The 18,716-nt window shown below is 61.9% G+C and carries 18 protein-coding genes; 10 read left to right on the top strand and 8 right to left on the bottom strand.

Features of this window, described 5'->3' with window-relative positions:
- A complete protein-coding gene (locus BM026_RS04570) occupies window positions 1-681 on the bottom strand; it encodes a spermidine synthase (RefSeq protein ID WP_071488984.1) in 681 nt (226 codons plus the stop codon).
- A gap of 78 nt (window positions 682-759) precedes the next feature.
- Here BM026_RS04570 and BM026_RS04565 point away from each other — a divergent pair, with 78 nt between their 5' ends.
- The gene (locus BM026_RS04565; protein ID WP_071488985.1) at window positions 760-1,038 is read left to right on the top strand and encodes a hypothetical protein; all 279 of its coding nucleotides are present in this window, start codon (window positions 760-762) and stop codon (window positions 1,036-1,038) included.
- Here BM026_RS04565 and BM026_RS04560 read toward each other — a convergent pair.
- Both BM026_RS04560 and BM026_RS04555 read right to left on the bottom strand, forming a co-directional pair.
- On the bottom strand, window positions 1,035-1,508 hold the full coding sequence (locus BM026_RS04560; protein WP_093527534.1) for a cyclic nucleotide-binding domain-containing protein: 474 nt from the start codon (window positions 1,506-1,508) through the stop codon (window positions 1,035-1,037). The two genes, BM026_RS04565 and BM026_RS04560, sit on opposite strands and share 4 nt — an antisense overlap.
- Window positions 1,509-1,576: 68 nt before the next feature.
- Window positions 1,577-3,619: a S9 family peptidase gene (locus tag BM026_RS04555; RefSeq protein WP_093512021.1), complete on the bottom strand. Its 2,043-nt coding sequence runs from the start codon at window positions 3,617-3,619 to the stop codon at window positions 1,577-1,579.
- A 25-nt stretch (window positions 3,620-3,644) separates the two neighbouring features.
- Between BM026_RS04555 and BM026_RS04550 the strand changes: the two genes are divergently transcribed.
- The 3 genes from BM026_RS04550 to BM026_RS04540 are packed head-to-tail and all read left to right on the top strand — an operon-like array spanning window position 3,645 to window position 5,542.
- Complete coding sequence (locus tag BM026_RS04550; RefSeq protein ID WP_058425328.1) at window positions 3,645-4,181, top strand: hypothetical protein; 537 nt, start codon at window positions 3,645-3,647, stop codon at window positions 4,179-4,181.
- Window positions 4,182-4,211: 30 nt separating this feature from the next.
- Window positions 4,212-4,988 carry a class II glutamine amidotransferase gene (locus tag BM026_RS04545; RefSeq protein ID WP_071488988.1) on the top strand — a complete coding sequence of 259 codons (777 nt, stop codon included), beginning with the start codon at window positions 4,212-4,214 and terminating at the stop codon, window positions 4,986-4,988.
- Between the two features lie 11 nt (window positions 4,989-4,999).
- Complete coding sequence (locus BM026_RS04540; RefSeq protein WP_071488989.1) at window positions 5,000-5,542, top strand: DUF2937 family protein; 543 nt, start codon at window positions 5,000-5,002, stop codon at window positions 5,540-5,542.
- Window positions 5,543-5,591: 49 nt separating this feature from the next.
- Here the strand turns inward: BM026_RS04540 and BM026_RS04535 are convergent, their stop codons facing one another.
- Complete coding sequence (locus tag BM026_RS04535; protein ID WP_092247336.1) at window positions 5,592-6,515, bottom strand: LysR family transcriptional regulator; 924 nt, start codon at window positions 6,513-6,515, stop codon at window positions 5,592-5,594.
- Between the two features lie 176 nt (window positions 6,516-6,691).
- Between BM026_RS04535 and BM026_RS04530 the strand changes: the two genes are divergently transcribed.
- Genes BM026_RS04530 through BM026_RS04520 form a run of 3 tightly spaced genes read left to right on the top strand, consistent with a single transcriptional unit; the run spans window position 6,692 to window position 9,044 of the window.
- Window positions 6,692-7,432, top strand: coding sequence for a 5-oxoprolinase subunit PxpA (locus BM026_RS04530; RefSeq protein WP_093126152.1), 741 nt, complete (start codon window positions 6,692-6,694; stop codon window positions 7,430-7,432).
- Complete coding sequence (locus BM026_RS04525) at window positions 7,429-8,133, top strand: 5-oxoprolinase subunit B family protein (RefSeq protein ID WP_092247342.1); 705 nt, start codon at window positions 7,429-7,431, stop codon at window positions 8,131-8,133. The genes BM026_RS04530 and BM026_RS04525 overlap by 4 nt, the downstream gene beginning before the upstream one ends.
- A complete protein-coding gene (locus BM026_RS04520) occupies window positions 8,130-9,044 on the top strand; it encodes a 5-oxoprolinase subunit C family protein (RefSeq protein WP_093512015.1) in 915 nt (304 codons plus the stop codon). Before BM026_RS04525 ends, BM026_RS04520 begins: the two co-directional genes overlap by 4 nt.
- Before the next feature lie 137 nt (window positions 9,045-9,181).
- Here the strand turns inward: BM026_RS04520 and BM026_RS04515 are convergent, their stop codons facing one another.
- From BM026_RS04515 to BM026_RS04505, 3 genes are all read right to left on the bottom strand, one after another.
- Window positions 9,182-10,360: a vWA domain-containing protein gene (locus BM026_RS04515; protein WP_071488994.1), complete on the bottom strand. Its 1,179-nt coding sequence runs from the start codon at window positions 10,358-10,360 to the stop codon at window positions 9,182-9,184.
- Window positions 10,360-11,205: an AAA family ATPase gene (locus tag BM026_RS04510; protein WP_003189627.1), complete on the bottom strand. Its 846-nt coding sequence runs from the start codon at window positions 11,203-11,205 to the stop codon at window positions 10,360-10,362. Before BM026_RS04510 ends, BM026_RS04515 begins: the two co-directional genes overlap by 1 nt.
- A gap of 99 nt (window positions 11,206-11,304) precedes the next feature.
- On the bottom strand, window positions 11,305-12,381 hold the full coding sequence (locus BM026_RS04505; RefSeq protein ID WP_093126164.1) for a DUF748 domain-containing protein: 1,077 nt from the start codon (window positions 12,379-12,381) through the stop codon (window positions 11,305-11,307).
- A 126-nt stretch (window positions 12,382-12,507) separates the two neighbouring features.
- Here BM026_RS04505 and cysK point away from each other — a divergent pair, with 126 nt between their 5' ends.
- Both cysK and BM026_RS04495 read left to right on the top strand, forming a co-directional pair.
- Window positions 12,508-13,482: a cysteine synthase A gene (gene cysK / locus BM026_RS04500; RefSeq protein ID WP_071488996.1), complete on the top strand. Its 975-nt coding sequence runs from the start codon at window positions 12,508-12,510 to the stop codon at window positions 13,480-13,482.
- A gap of 109 nt (window positions 13,483-13,591) precedes the next feature.
- Window positions 13,592-14,530, top strand: coding sequence for an aspartyl/asparaginyl beta-hydroxylase domain-containing protein (locus BM026_RS04495; RefSeq protein ID WP_071488997.1), 939 nt, complete (start codon window positions 13,592-13,594; stop codon window positions 14,528-14,530).
- A 132-nt stretch (window positions 14,531-14,662) separates the two neighbouring features.
- Here BM026_RS04495 and acnA read toward each other — a convergent pair whose 3' ends face one another.
- Window positions 14,663-17,404, bottom strand: coding sequence for an aconitate hydratase AcnA (gene acnA / locus BM026_RS04490; RefSeq protein ID WP_093512012.1), 2,742 nt, complete (start codon window positions 17,402-17,404; stop codon window positions 14,663-14,665).
- Window positions 17,405-17,594: 190 nt separating this feature from the next.
- On the opposite strand from acnA, the gene rlmM reads away from it, so the two are divergent.
- On the top strand, window positions 17,595-18,671 hold the full coding sequence (gene rlmM, locus BM026_RS04485; RefSeq protein WP_071488999.1) for a 23S rRNA (cytidine(2498)-2'-O)-methyltransferase RlmM: 1,077 nt from the start codon (window positions 17,595-17,597) through the stop codon (window positions 18,669-18,671).
- The last annotated feature ends 45 nt before the right edge of the window (window positions 18,672-18,716 follow it).

Genomic DNA, 18,716 nt, shown 5'->3' with positions numbered 1-18,716 from the left:
TCACACCTTCTGTGCAATCCAGATGGTGTGCCGCGTGCCCTTGTTGCCATGGGCAAACACCTGGACTTCCTCGGCCTTGAAACCGGCCTTGCGCAGTTTGTCGCTGAACAGCTTGTCGGCGCTGGCCGACCACACGGCCAGCACGCCCTTGGGGCGCAGGGCCTTGGCGCAGGCGGCCAGGCCACCGGCGGAGTAAAGCCAGCTGTTGGCCTTTTGCGTAAGGCCTTCGGGGCCGTTGTCCACGTCCAGCATGATCGCGTCAAAACCCTGGGGTTCGGCCTGCAGCACCTTGGCGACATCCTCCAGGCGGATCACCGTGCGTGGGTCCAGCAGCGGCCGGCCGGATTTTTCTCCCAGCGGCCCACGGTTCCATTCCACGACCCCCGGCACCAGTTCTGCCACGACCACCTCGGCGGTCTTGCCCAGGTGTTTGAGCGCCGAAGCCAGGGTGAACCCCATGCCCAGGCCACCGATCAGCACCCGCGAATCCGGACGCCCGGCAACTTTGCGGCAGGGAATTTCCGCCAGCGCATCTTCGGAGCCATGCATGCGCGTGTTCATCAATTGGCCGCCGTCACCGCCCTGGATCTTGATGACAAAATCTTCACCGTATTCGAACAGGCACAAGGCACCGCCGTTGTCGGGGATCGGGGTGGTGTCGAGCAGAACGAAACGTTTCATGGAAATCTCATTGGGAAGGGCATTCTTGCGCGGTTGGGAGTAGCCTTGTGACATTCCGGTCAGGCCATGGAGCCATCGATGAAGTGCAGCATTCTAACGGTCATTGTGTTGAGCGCGCTCGCCTGTGGTGCGACGCAGGCTCAGGAGTTGCAAACCGTACCGGTCGCGCCCGCCCCGACGCCAGGCGCGCCGGGCACCCCGACGCCGACGTTGTACCCGCAGGTCACCCCGCCTGCCGTGCCCAAGACCAACGGTTCGCCACCACTGGTGCCTATCGTGCTGCCCACGCCGCCGAAGGACCAGACGGTGCCCGGCCTGCTGCAAAACGACAGCAAGCCGAAGTCGCCGGGCGGTTAAAACTGTTGCGACAGTAACTGCCCGTCGGCCATGCGCAGGCGCTTGGACAAGGCGATGGCTATCGCGCGGATGATCTTGGCGGCGATCCTGGGCGCTTCGTTGAGCATCTTTTCCAGGGAATCCCGGCCCAGGTTCAGCAGCACGCAGTCACTGGCCGCCACGCAACTGGCGGAACGCCGCTCGCCGTCAAGTACCGCCATTTCACCAAAGGCCCGACCGCTGCACAGGGTAGCGATGGTCAGGCGCTGGCCGTCATGATTGGTTTTCTGCACCGCCACCTGGCCACTGTGGATGATGCACATGAAGGTGCCGGCGTCCCCTTCGAGGAAGATCGCTTCGTCACGGGCGATGCTGCTGATGTTGAAGTAGCCGGCGGCGACGTGAAAGTCTTCCGGCAACAGCGGGTCGAACAGGCCGCAATCCATGAGCATGTCGCGGATTTCGGTATTCATTAATGTCGGTAGTGCCATGGCTGCAATCTTGATCCATCAATCAGTAGGCGGTCCTGTGGTCAGACAGGACCGCCCGGCTAAGTTCCTTAAACCAGCCCCAGCGCCTTGAACACAAATCCATATTCGAGCGCTACGTCACGTAATCCCTGGTAACGACCGCTCATGCCACCGTGGCCGGCGCCCAGTTCGGTCTTGAGCAGCAGCAGGTTGTCGTCGGTCTTGGTGTCGCGCAACTTGGCGACCCATTTGGCGGCCTCCCAGTATTGCACGCGGCTGTCGTTGTAGCCGGCGATCACCAGCAGGTGCGGGTAGGCCTGGGCGCTGACGTTTTCGTAAGGCGCGTAGGCCTTGATGCGCTCATATACTTCGGGCTCTTGCGGATTGCCCCACTCGTCGTACTCGGTGATGGTCAGCGGCAGCTCGGGGTCGAGCATGGTGTTGAGCACGTCGACGAACGGCACTTCGGCAATCGCCGCTTGGAACAGCGCCGGGCGCTGGTTGAGCACGGCGCCGATCAACAGGCCGCCGGCGCTGCCGCCGCTGATCACCAGTTGCCTGGATGTTGTCAGGCCCTCGGCGATCAAGTGTTCGGCACAGGCGATAAAGTCGCTGAAGGTGTTTTGCTTGTGTTCCTGCTTGCCGTTGCGATACCAGGCCTCGCCCAGCTCGCCACCACCGCGCACGTGGGCGATGGCAAACGCTACGCCCCGGTCCAGCAGGCTCAGGCGGGCGTGGGAGAACCAAGGGTCGAGGCTCGAACCGTAGGCGCCGTAGCCGTACAGGTACAGCGGTGTGGGCTTGCCGAGCTGGTCGCGCTTGACCACCAGGCTGATCGGCACCCGGGTGCCGTCCGCGGAGGTGGCCCACAGGCGCTGGCTCACGTAGTCGTCGGCGTTGAACACGCCCAGTACCGGGGTCTCCTTGAGCACCTGTTGTGCACCGTTGGCCAGTTCCAACTGGCGGACCTGGGCCGGGCGGTTCAGGGCTTCGTAGCGCAGGCGGATTTTGTCGCTGACAAACTCCAGGCTGTTCTGTACGTAGAGGCTATAGGCTGCGTCGGGCAATTCCACGCGATACACCGGCAAACCTTCCGGGTGCACCTCGATCACCGGCAGGCCGCCGATGCGCAGGCTCAGGGTCATGGCGCTGGTGTTGAGACTGACGCCGTCGAGCATCACGTCCTCACGATGAGGGATCAGGTTCTGCCATTCGCCTTCGGTCGGCACGTCGCCAATGTCAGTGGCCACGAACAGCGCGTAGTTGATGCCATCCCGGTTGCTGCGGATAAACCAGGTCCACGCGCCATTCAGCTGACCGTGATCGACATCGTACTCATGGTCCTCGACCCGTGGTGCCAGGCAGGTGAACGCCAGCTGCGGTTGGTCGGCATCCAGCGCCCAGACTTCGCTGGTGGTCTTGCTGCCCAGCGACAGCAGCAACTGGCGTTCGGAGCTGGAACGGTAGCAATGCAGGAAGAAACGCCCGTCGGGCTCGTGGAACACTTCCTGCGCCGCCGTGCCATCCAGGCGATAGCGATAGAGTTTGTGCGGGCGGTGCGTGTCGTCCAGTTCGCCGAAGAACAGCGTCAGGCTGTCATTGGCCCAGGTCATGCTGCCGTCGCAGTCTTCAAACTCCAGCTCGCTGACCTTGCCGGTGGCCAGTTCCTTCACGTACAGGGTGTAGATCTCTTCGCCACTGGTATCGAGGCTGTAGGCCAGGCGCTGGTGGTCGGGGCTGATGCTGAACGCGCCGAGGGAGAAGAAACCGCCATTGGCCAGTACGTTCGGGTCCAGCAACAGCTCTTCGCTGCTGTCATCCACCTGGTTGCTGTCATCCGCCGGGCGGCGGCAGCGGTAGTGGCGGGCGTACTCGTCACCGGCGGTGGTGCGGGTGTAATACAAGTACGGCCCCCACGGCGAGGGCAGGGACAGGTCGGTTTCGAGGATGCGGCCCTTGATCTCTTCGAACAGGCTGTCGCGCAGCGCCTTCTGGTCGGCGAGTTGCGCTTCCTGCCAGGCATTCTCGGCCTTGAGGTAATCGAGCACTTCGGCGCTGTCGCGCTCTTGCAGCCAGGCGTACGGATCGGGGCCTTGGGCCTTGCGGGCAATCGGAGCAGTCGATACAGGCATAGGATTGATCTCTATCTGGCAGACGGTGGCAGGCATTGCAGCCGCGACACGCAAAAGCCGTTATCATAGCCGCCTGTTTGCCAACCTTGCCATGGACACCATGACCGAGAACGACTATCTGACCGCTTGGGGCCTTTACGCCTTCGCCGCTTTGGGCTGCCTGTTGGTGTGGTGGCGCATGACCCGCTGGATCTGGCGCTGGTTGCGCGAGCCGCTGCAATTGCTGATGGCGGTGCTGCTGTTGAGCCCGACCATCGTCGACCCGGTCAAGACCCAGTTCGCGCCGGCGGTGGCCATCACCGCCCTCGATCTGGTGCTCAAGGTCGGCAATAACGCCTGGCGGGCCATCTCCGATCTGTTCATGTACACCATGATCGCCTTTGGCGTGTACCTCGTGTTCGTGTTGATCCGCTGGCCCATCGAGCGTGCCGCCAAGGCCCGTCGCGAGCGCAAGGCCGCCGCCGATGCGGCCCTGGCCGCCGAGCCGGATCAAGATGAAGACGACGTGCCCTTCCGCCGTCCTGCACCCGTGAGCGGTATGCGCGTCGAACCGCGCCTTTAACGTCGTCCGCCCTGCAGCGAGAGCCCTGGCATGTGTGAATTATTGGGCATGAGTGCCAACGTCCCCACCGACATCGTGTTCAGCTTCACCGGGCTGATGCAGCGCGGTGGGCGCACCGGCCCCCACCGTGACGGTTGGGGCATCGCGTTCTACGAAGGCCGTGGCCTGCGTCTGTTCCAGGACCCGGCCGCCAGCAGTGAGTCGGAAGTCGCGCTGCTGGTGCAGCGTTATCCCATCAAAAGCGAAGTGGTCATCGGCCATATCCGCCAGGCCAATGTCGGCAAGGTCAGCCTGGCCAATACCCACCCGTTCGTGCGCGAACTGTGGGGCCGCAACTGGTGCTTCGCCCATAACGGCCAGTTGGCGGACTTCAATCCCCGCGCCACGTTCTACCGCCCGGTGGGCGACACCGACAGTGAAGCGGCCTTCTGCGACCTGCTCAACCGCGTGCGTGAAGCCTTCCCCGAGCCGGTGGACATCGAAAAAGTGCTGCCGGACCTGATCGCCGCCTGTGCCGAATACCGCAGCAAGGGCGTGTTCAACTGCCTGCTCAGCGATGGTGACTGGCTGTTCTGCTACTGTTCGACCAAATTGGCACAGATTACCCGGCGTGCGCCGTTCGGCCCGGCGCGCCTGAAAGATGTCGACGTGATCGTCGACTTTCAGGCCGAAACCACACCTAACGATGTGGTGACGGTGATTGCCACTGAACCTTTGACCGACAACGAAAACTGGACCCGCTACGAACCGGGCCAATGGAGCCTGTGGCGACGCGGTGAATGCGTCAGCCAGGGCATTACCGAGTAAGGATATCGCCCATGTTGCTCAGTTATCTGCGGTTGGTGCTGTTTGCGATTGGCCTGCTGATCGGCGTGCAAGTCCCGGGGTTTATCAACGACTATGCCAAGCGCGTCGAAGCGCACCTGATCGAGGCCCAGACCGGCCTCAGCGGGTTTGAGAACACCGCACGCCAGTTCTTCAACGGCGATTTGAAAGCGTTGGTGGCGCATTACCGCGCCAGTGATGACCCGGTGTTCCAGAGCGATGCCAACAGCCTGGGCGCCATGCTTGACCGCCAGGTGGCGTTGGACAAGCAATTTCAGGCCATGCAAGGCCCGTGGTACATCCGCGCCCTGCAGGTGGCGGTGGCGGCTGACCCGGATATCCGCCTGGAAACCTGGAACGGCTACAGCTACCAGATCCTGCTGACGCCCGAGGCCATGGGTTGGGGGCTGGGCGGGGCGATGCTGCTGTCGTTTGGTCTGGAATGCCTGTTCCGCCTGATCGACTGGGTGGTGCTGGGCGGCAAGCGCCTGCGCCAGAGCCGGCCGATCGAAGAGCGCGACCTCAAGGGCCTCTGAGACAAAATGTGGGGGGCTTGCCCCCTCCCACAGTTTTAATCCTGTGTCTTCAGTGAGGTTGTGTGCTCAGTAGCATCCGCTCTAGGCCAACCTCTTCGGCATACCGTGCAACCACCTTCTGGCACAGCCCCACAATCTCTTCCACCAACTCCACCCCCACGCGCCACGACACCACCACCTGCAAGTTCGGCAGCTTCTGCGCCATCGGCAACATCACCAACTCCCCACGCGCCAGTTCCTCGCTGACCAGCACCGGCGGCAGTGCGCCGATGCCGAAGCCATCGCGCAGCAGGCGGGTGATGGCCGACACCGAGTTCACACAGTTCATGCGTGGCGCGGCCACGCCGTTGGCTTGCATCAGGCTGATCACGTCCTGGTGCGGGTGGGAGTTTTTCGAGTAGGTGATGATGCGCTCCTGGGCCAGTTCGGCGAGGGAAGCGTAGTCGCGGTTGTAGATCGACTGGCTGGCGACGATCCAGGCCATGGGGTGGCTGGCCAGTTCCAGGCTGCGCACGGTTTCCAGGCGCAGCAGGTCGGTTTGCAGGATCAGGTCGAGGAAGCCTTTTTGCAGCTGATCGCTGAGGTTCAGTGCAGTATCGGCGACCAATTCGATTTCCACGAGGGGGAAGTGGTCCATCAATTCCGCCACCAAGGGGCTGAGCCAGGTATGGATCACCGTGTCCATCGCACCGATGCGGATGCGCCCGACCTTGCTGCTGGTGGTCTCCAGGGACTGCTTCAGGCCCTGCATGGTCACCATCATCTGCTCGGCGTAATCCAGCACCTTCAAGCCTTCCGGGGTCAGGCTCACGCCCCGTGAGTCACGCAGAAACAACTTCACCCCCAACTCGCTTTCCAGCACCGCGATGCGGCTGGAGATCGAGGCCTGGGTGGTGAACAGCTTCTCGGCGGTCAGGCGGAAACTCTTGAGCTTGGCCACCCAGACGAAGGTTTCGAGGAACTTCAAATTCATGGGATCAACTTTTTCTTATGCATGGATCGGTTTTTATTAGTTGGACGCCGTACCGGGCCAGCGCCAAAAATCGAGCCATTGCACGATAAGCGCCGTTGGGGTGTCAGGACAAGTTGCGAGTTCTGCGTAAAAAATCCCACACTACAAGCAAACAAAGCCTACAGGAGCGACAGTCCGTGAGCCGTCTTTTACTCAATTGCGACATCGGCGAAAGCTTTGGCAACTGGACCATGGGTCTGGACGCCGAGGTCATGCCGTTCATCGATTGCGCCAACGTGGCCTGCGGTTTCCATGCCGGTGACCCGAGCATCATGCGCAAGACCGTCAGCCTGGCGCTCAAGCATGGCGTGCAAATCGGTGCACACCCGGCGTACCAGGACCTGCAAGGCTTTGGCCGTCGCTCCATGGCTTATACCCCGCAGGAAATCCAGGACCTGTTGCACTACCAGATCGGTGCGCTCGATGGTCTCTGCCGTGCCCAGGGCGGGCGGGTCAGCTACGTCAAGCCCCATGGCGCGATGTACAACGACATGATGGTCAACCCCGTGCAATTGCGCGCAGTGATCCAGGCCGTGGCGGCGTACGGCGAACTGCCGCTGATGCTGCTCGCCACCCGTGACAACAGCGCGGCCCAGGCCTTGGGCGCCGAATACGGTGTCACCCTGTGGTTCGAAGCCTTCGCCGACCGCGCCTATGACAACAAAGGGCACCTGGTGTCGCGGCAGTTGCCGGGCGCCGTGCACCATGATTCCGACACCATCGTGCAGCAAGCCCTGACCCTTGCCCGTGGTGAGGCGCTGATTGCCAGCGACGGCAGCCCGCTGCTCCTGCAAGCCAATACCCTGTGCGTGCACGGCGACAATGCAAGCTCGGTCGCGGCGGTACAGCGTATCCGCGAGGCATTGAAGCCAGCATGAAGCCACGGATTGAAGTGGTCGCCATCGACTGCCTGATGGTGCGCCTGTTTGATGCTATCGCCGAAACCAACATGCCGTGGATGCTCGCCGCTACCCAGCGCCTGCGCAGTGGCTTCGGCGCGGCGTTGGTGGACCTGGTGCCGTCCTATACCACTTTGATGGTGCACTACGACCTCGGCGCCGTGAACCCGGCCCAGGCGCGGGCACTGATCGAGCGGGCCCTTGCCGACCTGCAGCCGCAAGCCCAGGGCGGCGGCCAGTGCCATGTGCTGCCGGTGTGGTACGACTTGAGCGTCGGCCCGGAATTGACCTTGCTCAGCCAGCGCAGCGGTTTGGCTATAGACGAAGTGATCCGCCGCCACAGTGCCCACGAATACCAGGTGTTTGCCCTCGGTTTCGCGCCCGGCTTCGCCTTTATGGGGCTGGTGGATGAAGTTCTTGCCACGCCGCGTCTGAATACCCCACGCAAACGCGTAGCGGCCGGTAGCGTCGGCATCGCCGAACGACAAACCGCCGCCTACCCGGTGGTGTCGCCGGGCGGCTGGAACCTGATCGGCCGCACGCCGGCCAGGCTCTTCGACCGCGGGCGCGACGGCTACAGCCTGATGCAGCCCGGCGACACGGTGCGCTTCGAAGCGGTCGAGCGTGCTGAATTCATCAAGTTGGGTGGCGATGACACGCCGTTGGAGGCGCAGGCATGAGTCGCTTACTGATCGAGGCCAGCACGCCGTTGTGCCTGTTGCAGGACGCCGGTCGCTTTGGCGTACGCCACCTGGGCGTGACCCAGGGCGGGGCGCTGGACTGGGTGTCGATGTCCTGGGCCAACTGGCTGCTGGGCAATGCACTGGACGCGCCGGTGGTGGAAATCACCCTGGGCGGTTTCACCGTGCAGGCCGAGGATTATTGCCTGCTGGCCCTGGCCGGTGCAGACCTGGGCGCGTACATCGATGAACGCGCCATCAGCCCGGGCCGCAGTTTTATCCTGCAAAAGGGCCAGCGTTTGCGCTTCACCCAGCCGTTCAGCGGTGCGCGGGCCTATCTTGCGGCACCGGGCGGCTTTGATGCGCCGGCTGTGCTTGGCAGTTGCGCCACGGTTGTGCGTGAAGAGTTGGGCGGGGTGGACGGTTTCGGCAAGGCGTTGGCCGAGGGAGGGCGCTTGGTCTACTCCGGTACAGGTGGTGCAATGAAGGTGCTGAGTGCACCGGATTTGCAATCCGGTAAACCGTTGGATGTGATCGTTGGCGCACAGATTGGCCAATTCAGCGGCCAGAGCCTATTCGACGCCTTCAACACCGCGTGGGCCCTCGACAGCCGCGCCGACCGCATGGGGATGCGCCTGCTGGGCGCGCCGTTGCAATACCAGGGACCGTCGCTGATTTCCGAAGGCATTCCGCTGGGCGCGATCCAGGTTCCGCCGGATGGGCAGCCGATCGTGTTGCTCAATGATCGACAGACCATCGGTGGCTATCCGCGCCTGGGTGCATTGACGCCGTTGTCGCTGGCGCGGCTGGCGCAATGCTTGCCGGGGGAGACGGTGCGGTTGGCGCCGGTGGTGCAGGAGACGGCGCACCAGCAGCACATCGACTTTCTGAAGCGGTTCACCACGACCTGAAAAACACTGAGGTCAAAATGTGGGAGGGGGCTTACCCCCGATGGCAGTGTCTCAGTCAACACATCAGTGACTGGGCCTCTGCTATCGGGGGCAAGCCCCCTCCCACATTGGATCTCCTACAGTATTAGGGGGGGCGTTTATTTGGAGAGGAAACGCATCCCTTCTTCAAGCCCGCGCAAGGTCAGCGGATACATCTGATCCTCCACCAACTCCCGCACAATCCCCGTTGACGCCGTATACCCCCAAGTGTCCTTGGGATACGGGTTGATCCAGATCAGCTTCTTGTACTTGGCCATGAAGCGCTGCATCCACACATACCCAGGCTCCTCGTTCCAATGCTCGACGCTGCCGCCGGCCTGGGTGATCTCATACGGTGCCATCGAGGCATCGCCGATAAAGATCACTTTGTAATCCGCGCCGTATTTGTGCAGCAGGTCCTGGGTCGAGGTGCGTTCCGAGGTGCGGCGTTGGTTGTTCTTCCACACTGATTCGTACACGAAGTTGTGGAAGTAGAAGTACTCCAGGTGCTTGAACTCGGTCTTGCACGCAGAGAACAGCTCTTCGCAGATCTTCACATGGGCGTCCATCGAACCGCCGATATCGAACAGCAACAGCAGCTTGATGGTGTTGCGCCGCTCCGGGCGCATCTGGATATTCAGCAAGCCGGCGTCGCGGGCGGTGTGGTCGATGGTGCCGTCGATATCCAGCTCTTCCGCCGCGCCCTGGCGCGCAAACTTGCGCAGGCGGCGCAGGGCGACCTTGATGTTGCGCGTGCCCAGTTCCACTTGGTCATCGAGGTTCTTGTACTCGCGCTGGTCCCACACCTTGACGGCCTTGCCCTGGCGCTTGCCGGCATCGCCGACGCGAATGCCTTCCGGGTTGTAGCCGCCGGAGCCAAACGGGCTGGTGCCACCGGTGCCGATCCACTTGTTGCCGCCGGCATGGCGTTCTTTCTGTTCTTCCAGCCGCTTCTTGAATTCCTCGATCAGCTTGTCGAGGCCGCCGAGGGACTGGATCTGCGCCCGTTCCTCATCGGTCAGCGAGCGTTCGAACTCCTTGCGCAGCCACTCTTCGGGGATCAGCGCCTGCAGGTGGTCGTCGAGCTTTTCCAGGCCGTTGAAATAGGCACCGAAGGCCCGGTCGAACTTGTCGAAATGCCGTTCATCCTTGACCAGGATCGCCCGGGCCAGGTAGTAGAACTCGTCCATGTCGGCAAAGGTCACGCGCTGCTTCAGCGCATTGATAAGGTCAAGCAGCTCGCGCACCGACACCGGCACCTTGGCGGCGCGCATCTCGTTGAACAGGTTGAGCAACATCAGCGATTACCGCGACGGCTCATGAACGCCAGACGTTCCAGCAACTGCACGTCTTGCTCGTTCTTCACCAACGCACCGGCCAGCGGCGGGATGGCCTTGGTCGGGTCGCGCTCGCGCAGCACCGCTTCGCCGATGTTGTCGGCCATCAGCAGCTTGAGCCAGTCGACCAGTTCGGAGGTGGAGGGCTTTTTCTTCAGGCCGGGCACTTTGCGCACGTCGAAGAACACGTCGAGCGCTTCGCTGACCAGGTCTTTCTTGATGTCCGGGTAGTGCACATCCACGATCTTCTGCAGGGTAGTGCGGTCGGGGAAGGCGATGTAGTGGAAGAAGCAGCGGCGCAGGAACGCGTCCGGCAGTTCTTTTTCGTTGTTGGAGGTAATGATGATGATCGGGCGTTTCTTGGCCTTGATGGTCTCGTCGATTTCGTAGACGTAGAACTCCATCTTGTCGAGTTCTTGCAGCAGGTCGTTGGGGAACTCGATGTCGGCCTTGTCGATTTCGTCGATCAGCAGGATCACTCGTTCTTCGGACTCGAAGGCCTCCCAGAGCTTGCCCTTCTTCAGGTAGTTGCGCACGTCGTGCACCTTGTCCACGCCCAGTTGCGAGTCGCGCAGGCGGCTCACCGCGTCGTACTCGTACAGGCCCTGGTGGGCCTTGGTGGTGGACTTGATGTGCCAGGTAATCAGCCTGGCACCGAAGGACTCGGCCAGTTGCTCGGCGAGCATGGTCTTGCCGGTGCCCGGTTCGCCCTTGACCAGCAGCGGCCGTTCCAGGGTGATGGCGGCGTTGACGGCCAGTTTCAGGTCATCGGTAGCCACATAGGCCTGGGTGCCTTCGAACTTCATCGGTGCTTCCTCGCATTCATCAATGCCGGGACTATACCGCGCAGCCCCAGCGACTGTGAACGCAGGTGGAATATTCAGTCTTTGAATGACCGGTCACATTCAATCCGCCGAAGGTTTGGGCTGTTCATACCGCGCATTGAACGCCTGGATAAACCCATTGCGCAAAATCGCCAAAAACGCCGAGAACGCGCTGACATTCTGCTGGTGCACGCTGCCACTGAGTTCGACACGGGTAGCAAACTGGTTTTTGTGCTGGTTTTTCAGCACGGTTTCGCTGGCGCCGACCACGGCTTCCCAGATCGAGCGGAAGATGTTCTTGTCTTTGTTTTCCACGTCCTGCTGCCAGTCGAACACTTCGACATCGCGCAGCAGCGGCTTGATATAGCCGGTCAACTGGCCGTTATCCGCCTGGGCTTCGATCACCACATCACCGGTGCCGGCCTTGAAGTCGAACTTGCCATAGGCCGAGGCGAAGTCATTCATGCGCTTGAGCTGCAGGTCCTTGGCGCGGAAGCGGAATTCGAAGTTTTCAAAGTTGCTCAGCGGGTCGAAGGTGGCGCTGGCTTCCAGCGGCGCCTGGCCCTGGAGCAGGGCCTTGCCGTCGAAGCGGGCATCGCGCTTGCCCTTGACGTCGACCACATTGGTCAGGTTATAGAAGCTGGCGTTGACCGACGTTGCATTGAGATTGACCGGTGGTTTGGAGCTGAAGTTGTGGAAGGCAATCTTGCCCTCTTCGATGCGCACTTCATCGAGGGTGATGGGCGCCAGCTTGCTCAACTGCTCGCGCCAGTCAGTGCCTTTACCGGTCTGGGAGGCCTGCTGGTTGGCGCCGCCGTCGACGAAGTTCACCTCAGGGTTGATGAACAGCACCTTGGCCACTACCGCATGGTCGTACCACAACGAGTGCCAGCTCACTGCCAGGTCGATCAGCGGCGCCTTGACGAACGGTACTGGCACCTTGCCGTCGACCTTGATGATCTCCAAACCGTTGATCTTGTAGGCGCCACGCCACAGGGCCAGGTCGACGTCGGTGACGTGGCCGCGATAGTCGCCCATGTCAGCGAGCTTGTCATTCAGGTAGTTGCGCACCAGATAGGGCAGGGCAATGCTCAAGGCGACCAGTACCACCAGTACTCCGGCAACGGTCCATAGTGGCCAGCTGTAGCGACGTTTCATGAGAGGGGTCCTCTGTCCGTATAGGGGATGGACTCTTGCGATGGGCGCAACGTTCCTCCGACTGGACGCTTTGCAGCACGAGGCATACCCTTGTTGCCTTCCTGAATACCGCCAATAGGACCCGTCATGAGCCGCATCTTTGCAGACAACGCGCACTCCATCGGTAATACGCCCCTGGTGCAGATCAACCGGATCGCACCGCGTGGCGTGACCATCCTGGCCAAGATCGAAGGACGTAACCCGGGCTACTCGGTGAAGTGCCGCATTGGCGCCAACATGATCTGGGACGCCGAAAGCACCGGCAAACTCAAGCCGGGCATGACCATCGTCGAACCCACCTCCGGCAACACCGGCATCGGCCTGGCATTTGTCGCCGCTGCCCGTGGCTACAAGTTGCTGCTGACCATGCCGGCATCCATGAGCATCGAGCGTCGCAAGGTACTCAAGGCCCTCGGCGCTGAATTGGTGCTGACCGAGCCGGCCAAGGGCATGAAGGGTGCAATCGAAAAGGCCGGCGAAATCGTCGCCAGCGATCCGGCCACCTACTTTATGCCGGCTCAGTTCGAAAACCCGGCGAATCCGGCGATCCACGAGAAAACCACCGGTCCGGAAATCTGGAATGACACCGATGGCGCCGTGGACGTGCTGGTGGCGGGCGTGGGCACCGGTGGCACCATCACCGGGGTGTCGCGCTATATCAAGAACATCGCGGGCAAGCCGATCCTGTCGGTAGCGGTCGAGCCGATGGTCTCCCCGGTGATCACCCAGGCCCTGGCCGGTGAAGAGATCAAGCCCAGCCCGCACAAGATCCAGGGCATCGGCGCCGGGTTTGTGCCGAAGAACCTCGACCTGTCGATGGTTGACCGTGTGGAGCTGGTGACCGACGACGAATCCAAGGCCATGGCCCTGCGCCTGATGCAGGAGGAGGGGATTCTGTGCGGTATCTCCTGCGGCGCGGCGATGGCCGTGGCCGTGCGCCTGGCCGAGAAGCCGGAAATGCAGGGCAAGACCATCGTGGTGATCCTGCCGGACTCCGGTGAGCGTTACCTGTCGAGCATGCTGTTCAGCGATTTGTTTACCGAGCAGGAAAACCAGGCTTGATGTATGTCAGCGCCAATACCTTAGGCCTTCTGCATACTGGCCCAACTGTTTATCATGGCCGGCTGCTACGTCTGCTGTTGGCCAGGCGCTTATTTCCAGGAGTTGCTGCATGACCTTTTCTTTGGCCGCCAAGCTGTCGGTGCTGGCGTTGTTTATCGGCAGCACGCTGTATGTGCACCTGCGCGGCAAGGCGCGTTTGCCGATGTTGCGCCAGTTCGTCAACCATTCGGCGCTGTTCGCCCCGTATAACGCCTTGATGTACCTGTTCTCGGCCGTGCCGTCCAAGCCGTACCTGGACCGCAGCAAGTTCCCGGAACTGGATGTGCTCAAGGACAACTGGGAAGTGATTCGCGAAGAGGCCATGCACCTGTTCGACGAGGGCTACATCCGCGCCGCCGAAAAGAACAACGACGCCGGTTTTGGCTCGTTTTTCAAGAAGGGCTGGAAGCGTTTCTACCTCAAGTGGTACGACAAACCCCTGCCATCGGCCGAGGCGCTGTGCCCCAGAACCGTGGCCTTGGTGAGCAGCATTCCCAATGTGAAAGGCGCGATGTTCGCGCTGTTGCCGGGCGGCAGCCACCTCAACCCGCACCGCGACCCGTTTGCCGGTTCCCTGCGTTACCACCTGGGCCTGTCCACGCCGAACTCCGACGACTGCCGCATCTTCGTCGACGGCCAGGTCTATGCCTGGCGCGACGGTGAAGACGTGATGTTCGACGAGACCTACGTGCACTGGGTCAAGAACGAAACCGAACAGACCCGCGTGATCCTGTTCTGCGACATCGAGCGACCGCTGAGTAACCGCCTGATGACCCGGGTCAATCGCTGGGTCAGCAAGCAGTTGGGCCGCGCGACTGCGCCGCAGAACCTGGATGACGAGCGCGTGGGCGGGATCAACCAGGCGTATGCCTGGAGCAAGACCTTCAGCGACAAGTTCAGTGGCGTGGTCAAGCAGTGGAAGCGCAAGCATCCGAAGGCTTACCGCATTGCGCGGCCGGTGTTGGCTGTAGTCGTGCTGGTGCTGCTGTGGAAGTGGTTGTTCGGCTGATTTGAAACGTTAAACGTGGTCGAAATGTGGGAGGGGGCTTGCCCCCGATAGCGGTGGATCAGGCAAAAATGCTTAGCCTGACACACTGCCATCGGGGGCAAGCCCCCTCCCACATTTGATCACCTTTGATCTTTAGCTGGCGATCAACTGGCGCAGCACATAGTGCAGGATGCCACCCGACTTGAAGTACTCCACTTCATTCAACGTATCGATCCGGCACAACACTTCAACCTTCTCCGTACTGCCATCCTCCCGCGTAATCACCAGCGTCAGGTTCATGCGCGGAACGATCTCCACATCGCTCAGCCCGAGAATGTCGATTTTCTCCTTGCCGGTCAGCTTGAGCGACTTGCGGTTCTGGTCCAGCTTGAACTGCAATGGCAGCACGCCCATGCCCACCAGGTTGGAGCGGTGGATACGCTCGAAACTCTCGGCGATCACCGCCTTCACCCCCAGCAGGTTGGTGCCCTTGGCCGCCCAGTCGCGGCTGGAGCCGGTGCCGTATTCCTGGCCGGCGATCACCACCAGCGGCGTGCCCGACGCCTGGTATTTCATCGAGGCGTCGTAGATCGGCATTTTCTCGCCGGTTGGGATGTACAGCGTATTGCCGCCTTCCTCACCGCCGAGCATTTCATTGCGGATACGGATGTTGGCAAAGGTGCCGCGCATCATCACTTCATGGTTGCCACGGCGTGAGCCGTAGGAGTTGAAGTCGCGAGGCTCAACGCCTTGTTCGCGCAGGTAACGGCCGGCGGGGCTGTCGGTCTTGATATTGCCGGCGGGGGAGATGTGGTCGGTGGTCACCGAATCGCCCAACAGGGCCAGCACGTTGGCGCCCTTGACGTCTTTGATCACCGGCAGGGGGCCGGCAATATCATCGAAGAACGGCGGATGCTGGATGTAGGTGGAGTCCTTCTGCCACACGTAGGTGGCGGCCTGTGGCACTTCAATCGCTTGCCATTGCGCGTCACCGGCAAACACCTCGGCGTATTCCTTGTGGAACATGCCGGTGCTGACCTGGGCCACGGCGTCGGCGATTTCTTTGCTGCTTGGCCAGATGTCCTTGAGGTACACCGGGTTGCCTTGTTGGTCGTTACCCAGCGGTTCGCTGCTGATATCGATGCGCACGGTGCCGGCCAGGGCATAAGCGACGACCAGTGGTGGCGACGCCAACCAGTTGGTTTTCACCAGTGGGTGCACCCGGCCCTCGAAGTTGCGGTTGCCGGACAGCACCGATGCCACCGCGAGGTCCGCCTTCTGGATGGCTTTTTCAATTGGCTCCGGTAATGGTCCGGAGTTGCCGATGCAGGTGGTGCAGCCATAGCCGACCAGGTCGAAGCCGAGCTTGTCCAGGTACTGGGTCAGGCCGGCGGCCTTGTAGTAGTCGGTGACCACCTTGGAGCCGGGGGCCAGCGAGGTTTTCACCCACGGCTTGCGGGTCAGGCCCTTTTCCACGGCCTTTTTCGCCACCAGCCCGGCGGCCATCATCACGCTGGGGTTGGAGGTGTTGGTGCAGGAGGTGATCGCGGCGATCACCACCGCGCCGTTTTTCAGGCGATAGGTCTGGCCCTCGTATTCGTAGTCGGCTTCGCCCACCAGGTCGGCATTACCCACGGCCACGCCGCCGCCGCCTTCGCTTTCCAGGCGACCTTCTTCCTTGGTAGTGGGTTTGAATTGCAGGTCGAGGAAGTCGCTGAAGGCCTGGCCCACATTCGGCAGGGCTACCCGGTCCTGTGGGCGCTTCGGCCCGGCCAGGCTGGCTTCGACGCTGCCCATGTCGAGGGCCAGGCTGTCGGTGAATACCGGTTCCTGGCCGGCGTTGCGCCACAGGCCCTGGGCTTTGGTGTACGCCTCGACCAACTTCACGGTTTCTGTCGGGCGCCCGGACAGGCGCAGGTAGTCCAGTGTCACCTCATCCACCGGGAAAAAGCCGCAGGTGGCGCCGTATTCCGGGGCCATGTTGGCGATGGTGGCGCGGTCGGCCAACGGCAGGTCGGCCAGGCCGTCGCCGTAGAACTCGACGAACTTGCCCACCACGCCCTTTTTGCGCAGCATCTGGGTCACGGTCAGCACCAGGTCGGTGGCGGTGATGCCTTCCTTCAATTTGCCGGTGAGCTTGAAGCCGATCACTTCCGGGATCAGCATCGACACCGGTTGGCCGAGCATCGCCGCTTCCGCCTCGATCCCGCCCACGCCCCAGCCGAGTACGCCAAGGCCGTTGATCATGGTGGTGTGGGAGTCGGTGCCGACCAGGGTGTCCGGGAAGGCATAGGTGCGGCCGTCTTCGTCTTTGGTCCACACCGTGCGGCCCAGGTATTCGAGGTTGACCTGGTGGCAGATGCCGGTACCGGGCGGCACCACGCTGAAGTTGTCGAAGGCGCTCTGGCCCCAGCGCAGGAAGGCGTAGCGTTCGCCGTTGCGCTGCATCTCGATGTCGACGTTCTGCTCAAAGGCACTGGTGCTGCCGAACTTGTCGACCATCACCGAGTGGTCGATCACCAGGTCCACCGGGGACAGCGGGTTGATGCGCTGCGGGTCGCCCCCGGCCTTGGCCACGGCGGCGCGCATGGCGGCCAGGTCGACCACGGCGGGTACGCCGGTGAAGTCTTGCATCAATACCCGGGCCGGGCGGTACTGGATCTCGCGGTCGGACTGGCGTTCCTTGAGCCACGCGGCAATGGCCTTGAGGTCGGCGCCGGTGACGGTCTTGTCGTCTTCCCAGCGCAGTAGGTTTTCCAGCAGCACCTTGAGCGACATCGGCAGCTTGTCGAGGTCACCCAGGCTCTTGGCGGCCTCAGGCAAACTGAAGTAGTGATAGGTCTTGTTGTCGATTTGCAGTGTTTTAAGGGTTCTCAGGCTATCAAGCGATGACATGACACAACTCCTTATGGTCCGCACGGCTACGGACCCGACGGGACGAACAGAGCTATCAACTTAGCCCTGTTTTCATTAGCAGGCTAATAACTGGACTCTATCGTTAAGTCCAAGGTTCCGAACTCCGTTATCATGCGCGGGTTTTCATGACAGGTATTGCGATAGCGCAAGCCAGTTGCCAGGAGATTCAATGAACACCCTTTTTATGCACTGCCGCCCGGGTTTTGAAGGCGAAGTCTGTTCCGAGATCGCGGAACACGCCGCGCGCCTGAACGTTTCCGGCTACGCCAAGGCCAAGACCGGCAGCGCCTGCGCCGAATTCGTCTGCACCGAAGAAGACGGCGCCCAGCGCTTGATGCACGGCCAGCGCTTTGCCGAGCTGATCTTCCCCAGGCAGTGGGCGCGCGGGGTATTCATCGACCTGCCGGAAACCGACCGCATCAGCGTGATCCTCGCCCACCTGCGCGACTTCCCGGTGTGCGGCAGCCTGTGGCTGGAGATGGTCGATACCAACGACGGCAAGGAGCTGTCGAACTTCTGCAAGAAATTCGAAGTGCACTTGCGCAAGGCGTTGCTCAACGCTGGCAAGCTGGTGGACGACCCGAGCAAACCGCGCCTGCTACTGACCTTCAAGAGCGGCCGCGAAGTGTTCATGGGCCTGGCCGAGTCGAATAACTCGGCGATGTGGCCGATGGGCATCCCGCGCCTCAAGTTCCCCCGCGAGGCGCCCAGCCGCTCGACCCTGAAGCTGGAAGAAGCCTGGCACCATTTCATCCCCCGCGACCAGTGGGACGAGCGCCTGCACGGCGACATGACCGGTGTCGACCTCGGCGCGGCGCCAGGCGGCTGGACCTGGCAACTGGTCAACCGCGGCATGCTGGTGACCGCCATCGACAACGGACCCATGGCCGAAAGCCTGATGGACACCGGCCTGGTCCAGCACCTGATGGCCGACGGCTTCACCTTCGTGCCCAAACAGCCGGTGGACTGGATGGTCTGCGACATCGTCGAGAAGCCGGCGCGTAACGCCGCGCTGCTGGAAACCTGGATCGGCGAAGGGCATTGCCGCGAGGCGGTGGTCAACTTGAAGTTGCCGATGAAGCAGCGCTACGCCGAAGTGAAGCGTTTGCTGGAGCGCATCGAGGACGGCTTCAAGGCGCGTGGCATTCGTGTGGAGATCGGCTGCAAGCAGCTGTACCACGACCGTGAGGAAGTGACCTGCCATTTGCGTCGATTGGAAACAGCGAAGAAACCCAAGGCTCGCTGAACAGTTGAAATCACCACAGGACCCCTGTGGGAGCGGGCTTGCCCG

The sequence above is a fragment of the Pseudomonas sp. NFPP24 genome (assembly GCF_900112095.1).
In the GTDB taxonomy this organism is placed as follows: domain Bacteria; phylum Pseudomonadota; class Gammaproteobacteria; order Pseudomonadales; family Pseudomonadaceae; genus Aquipseudomonas; species Aquipseudomonas extremorientalis.
This window is presented reverse-complemented; position numbering and strand designations above follow the sequence as displayed.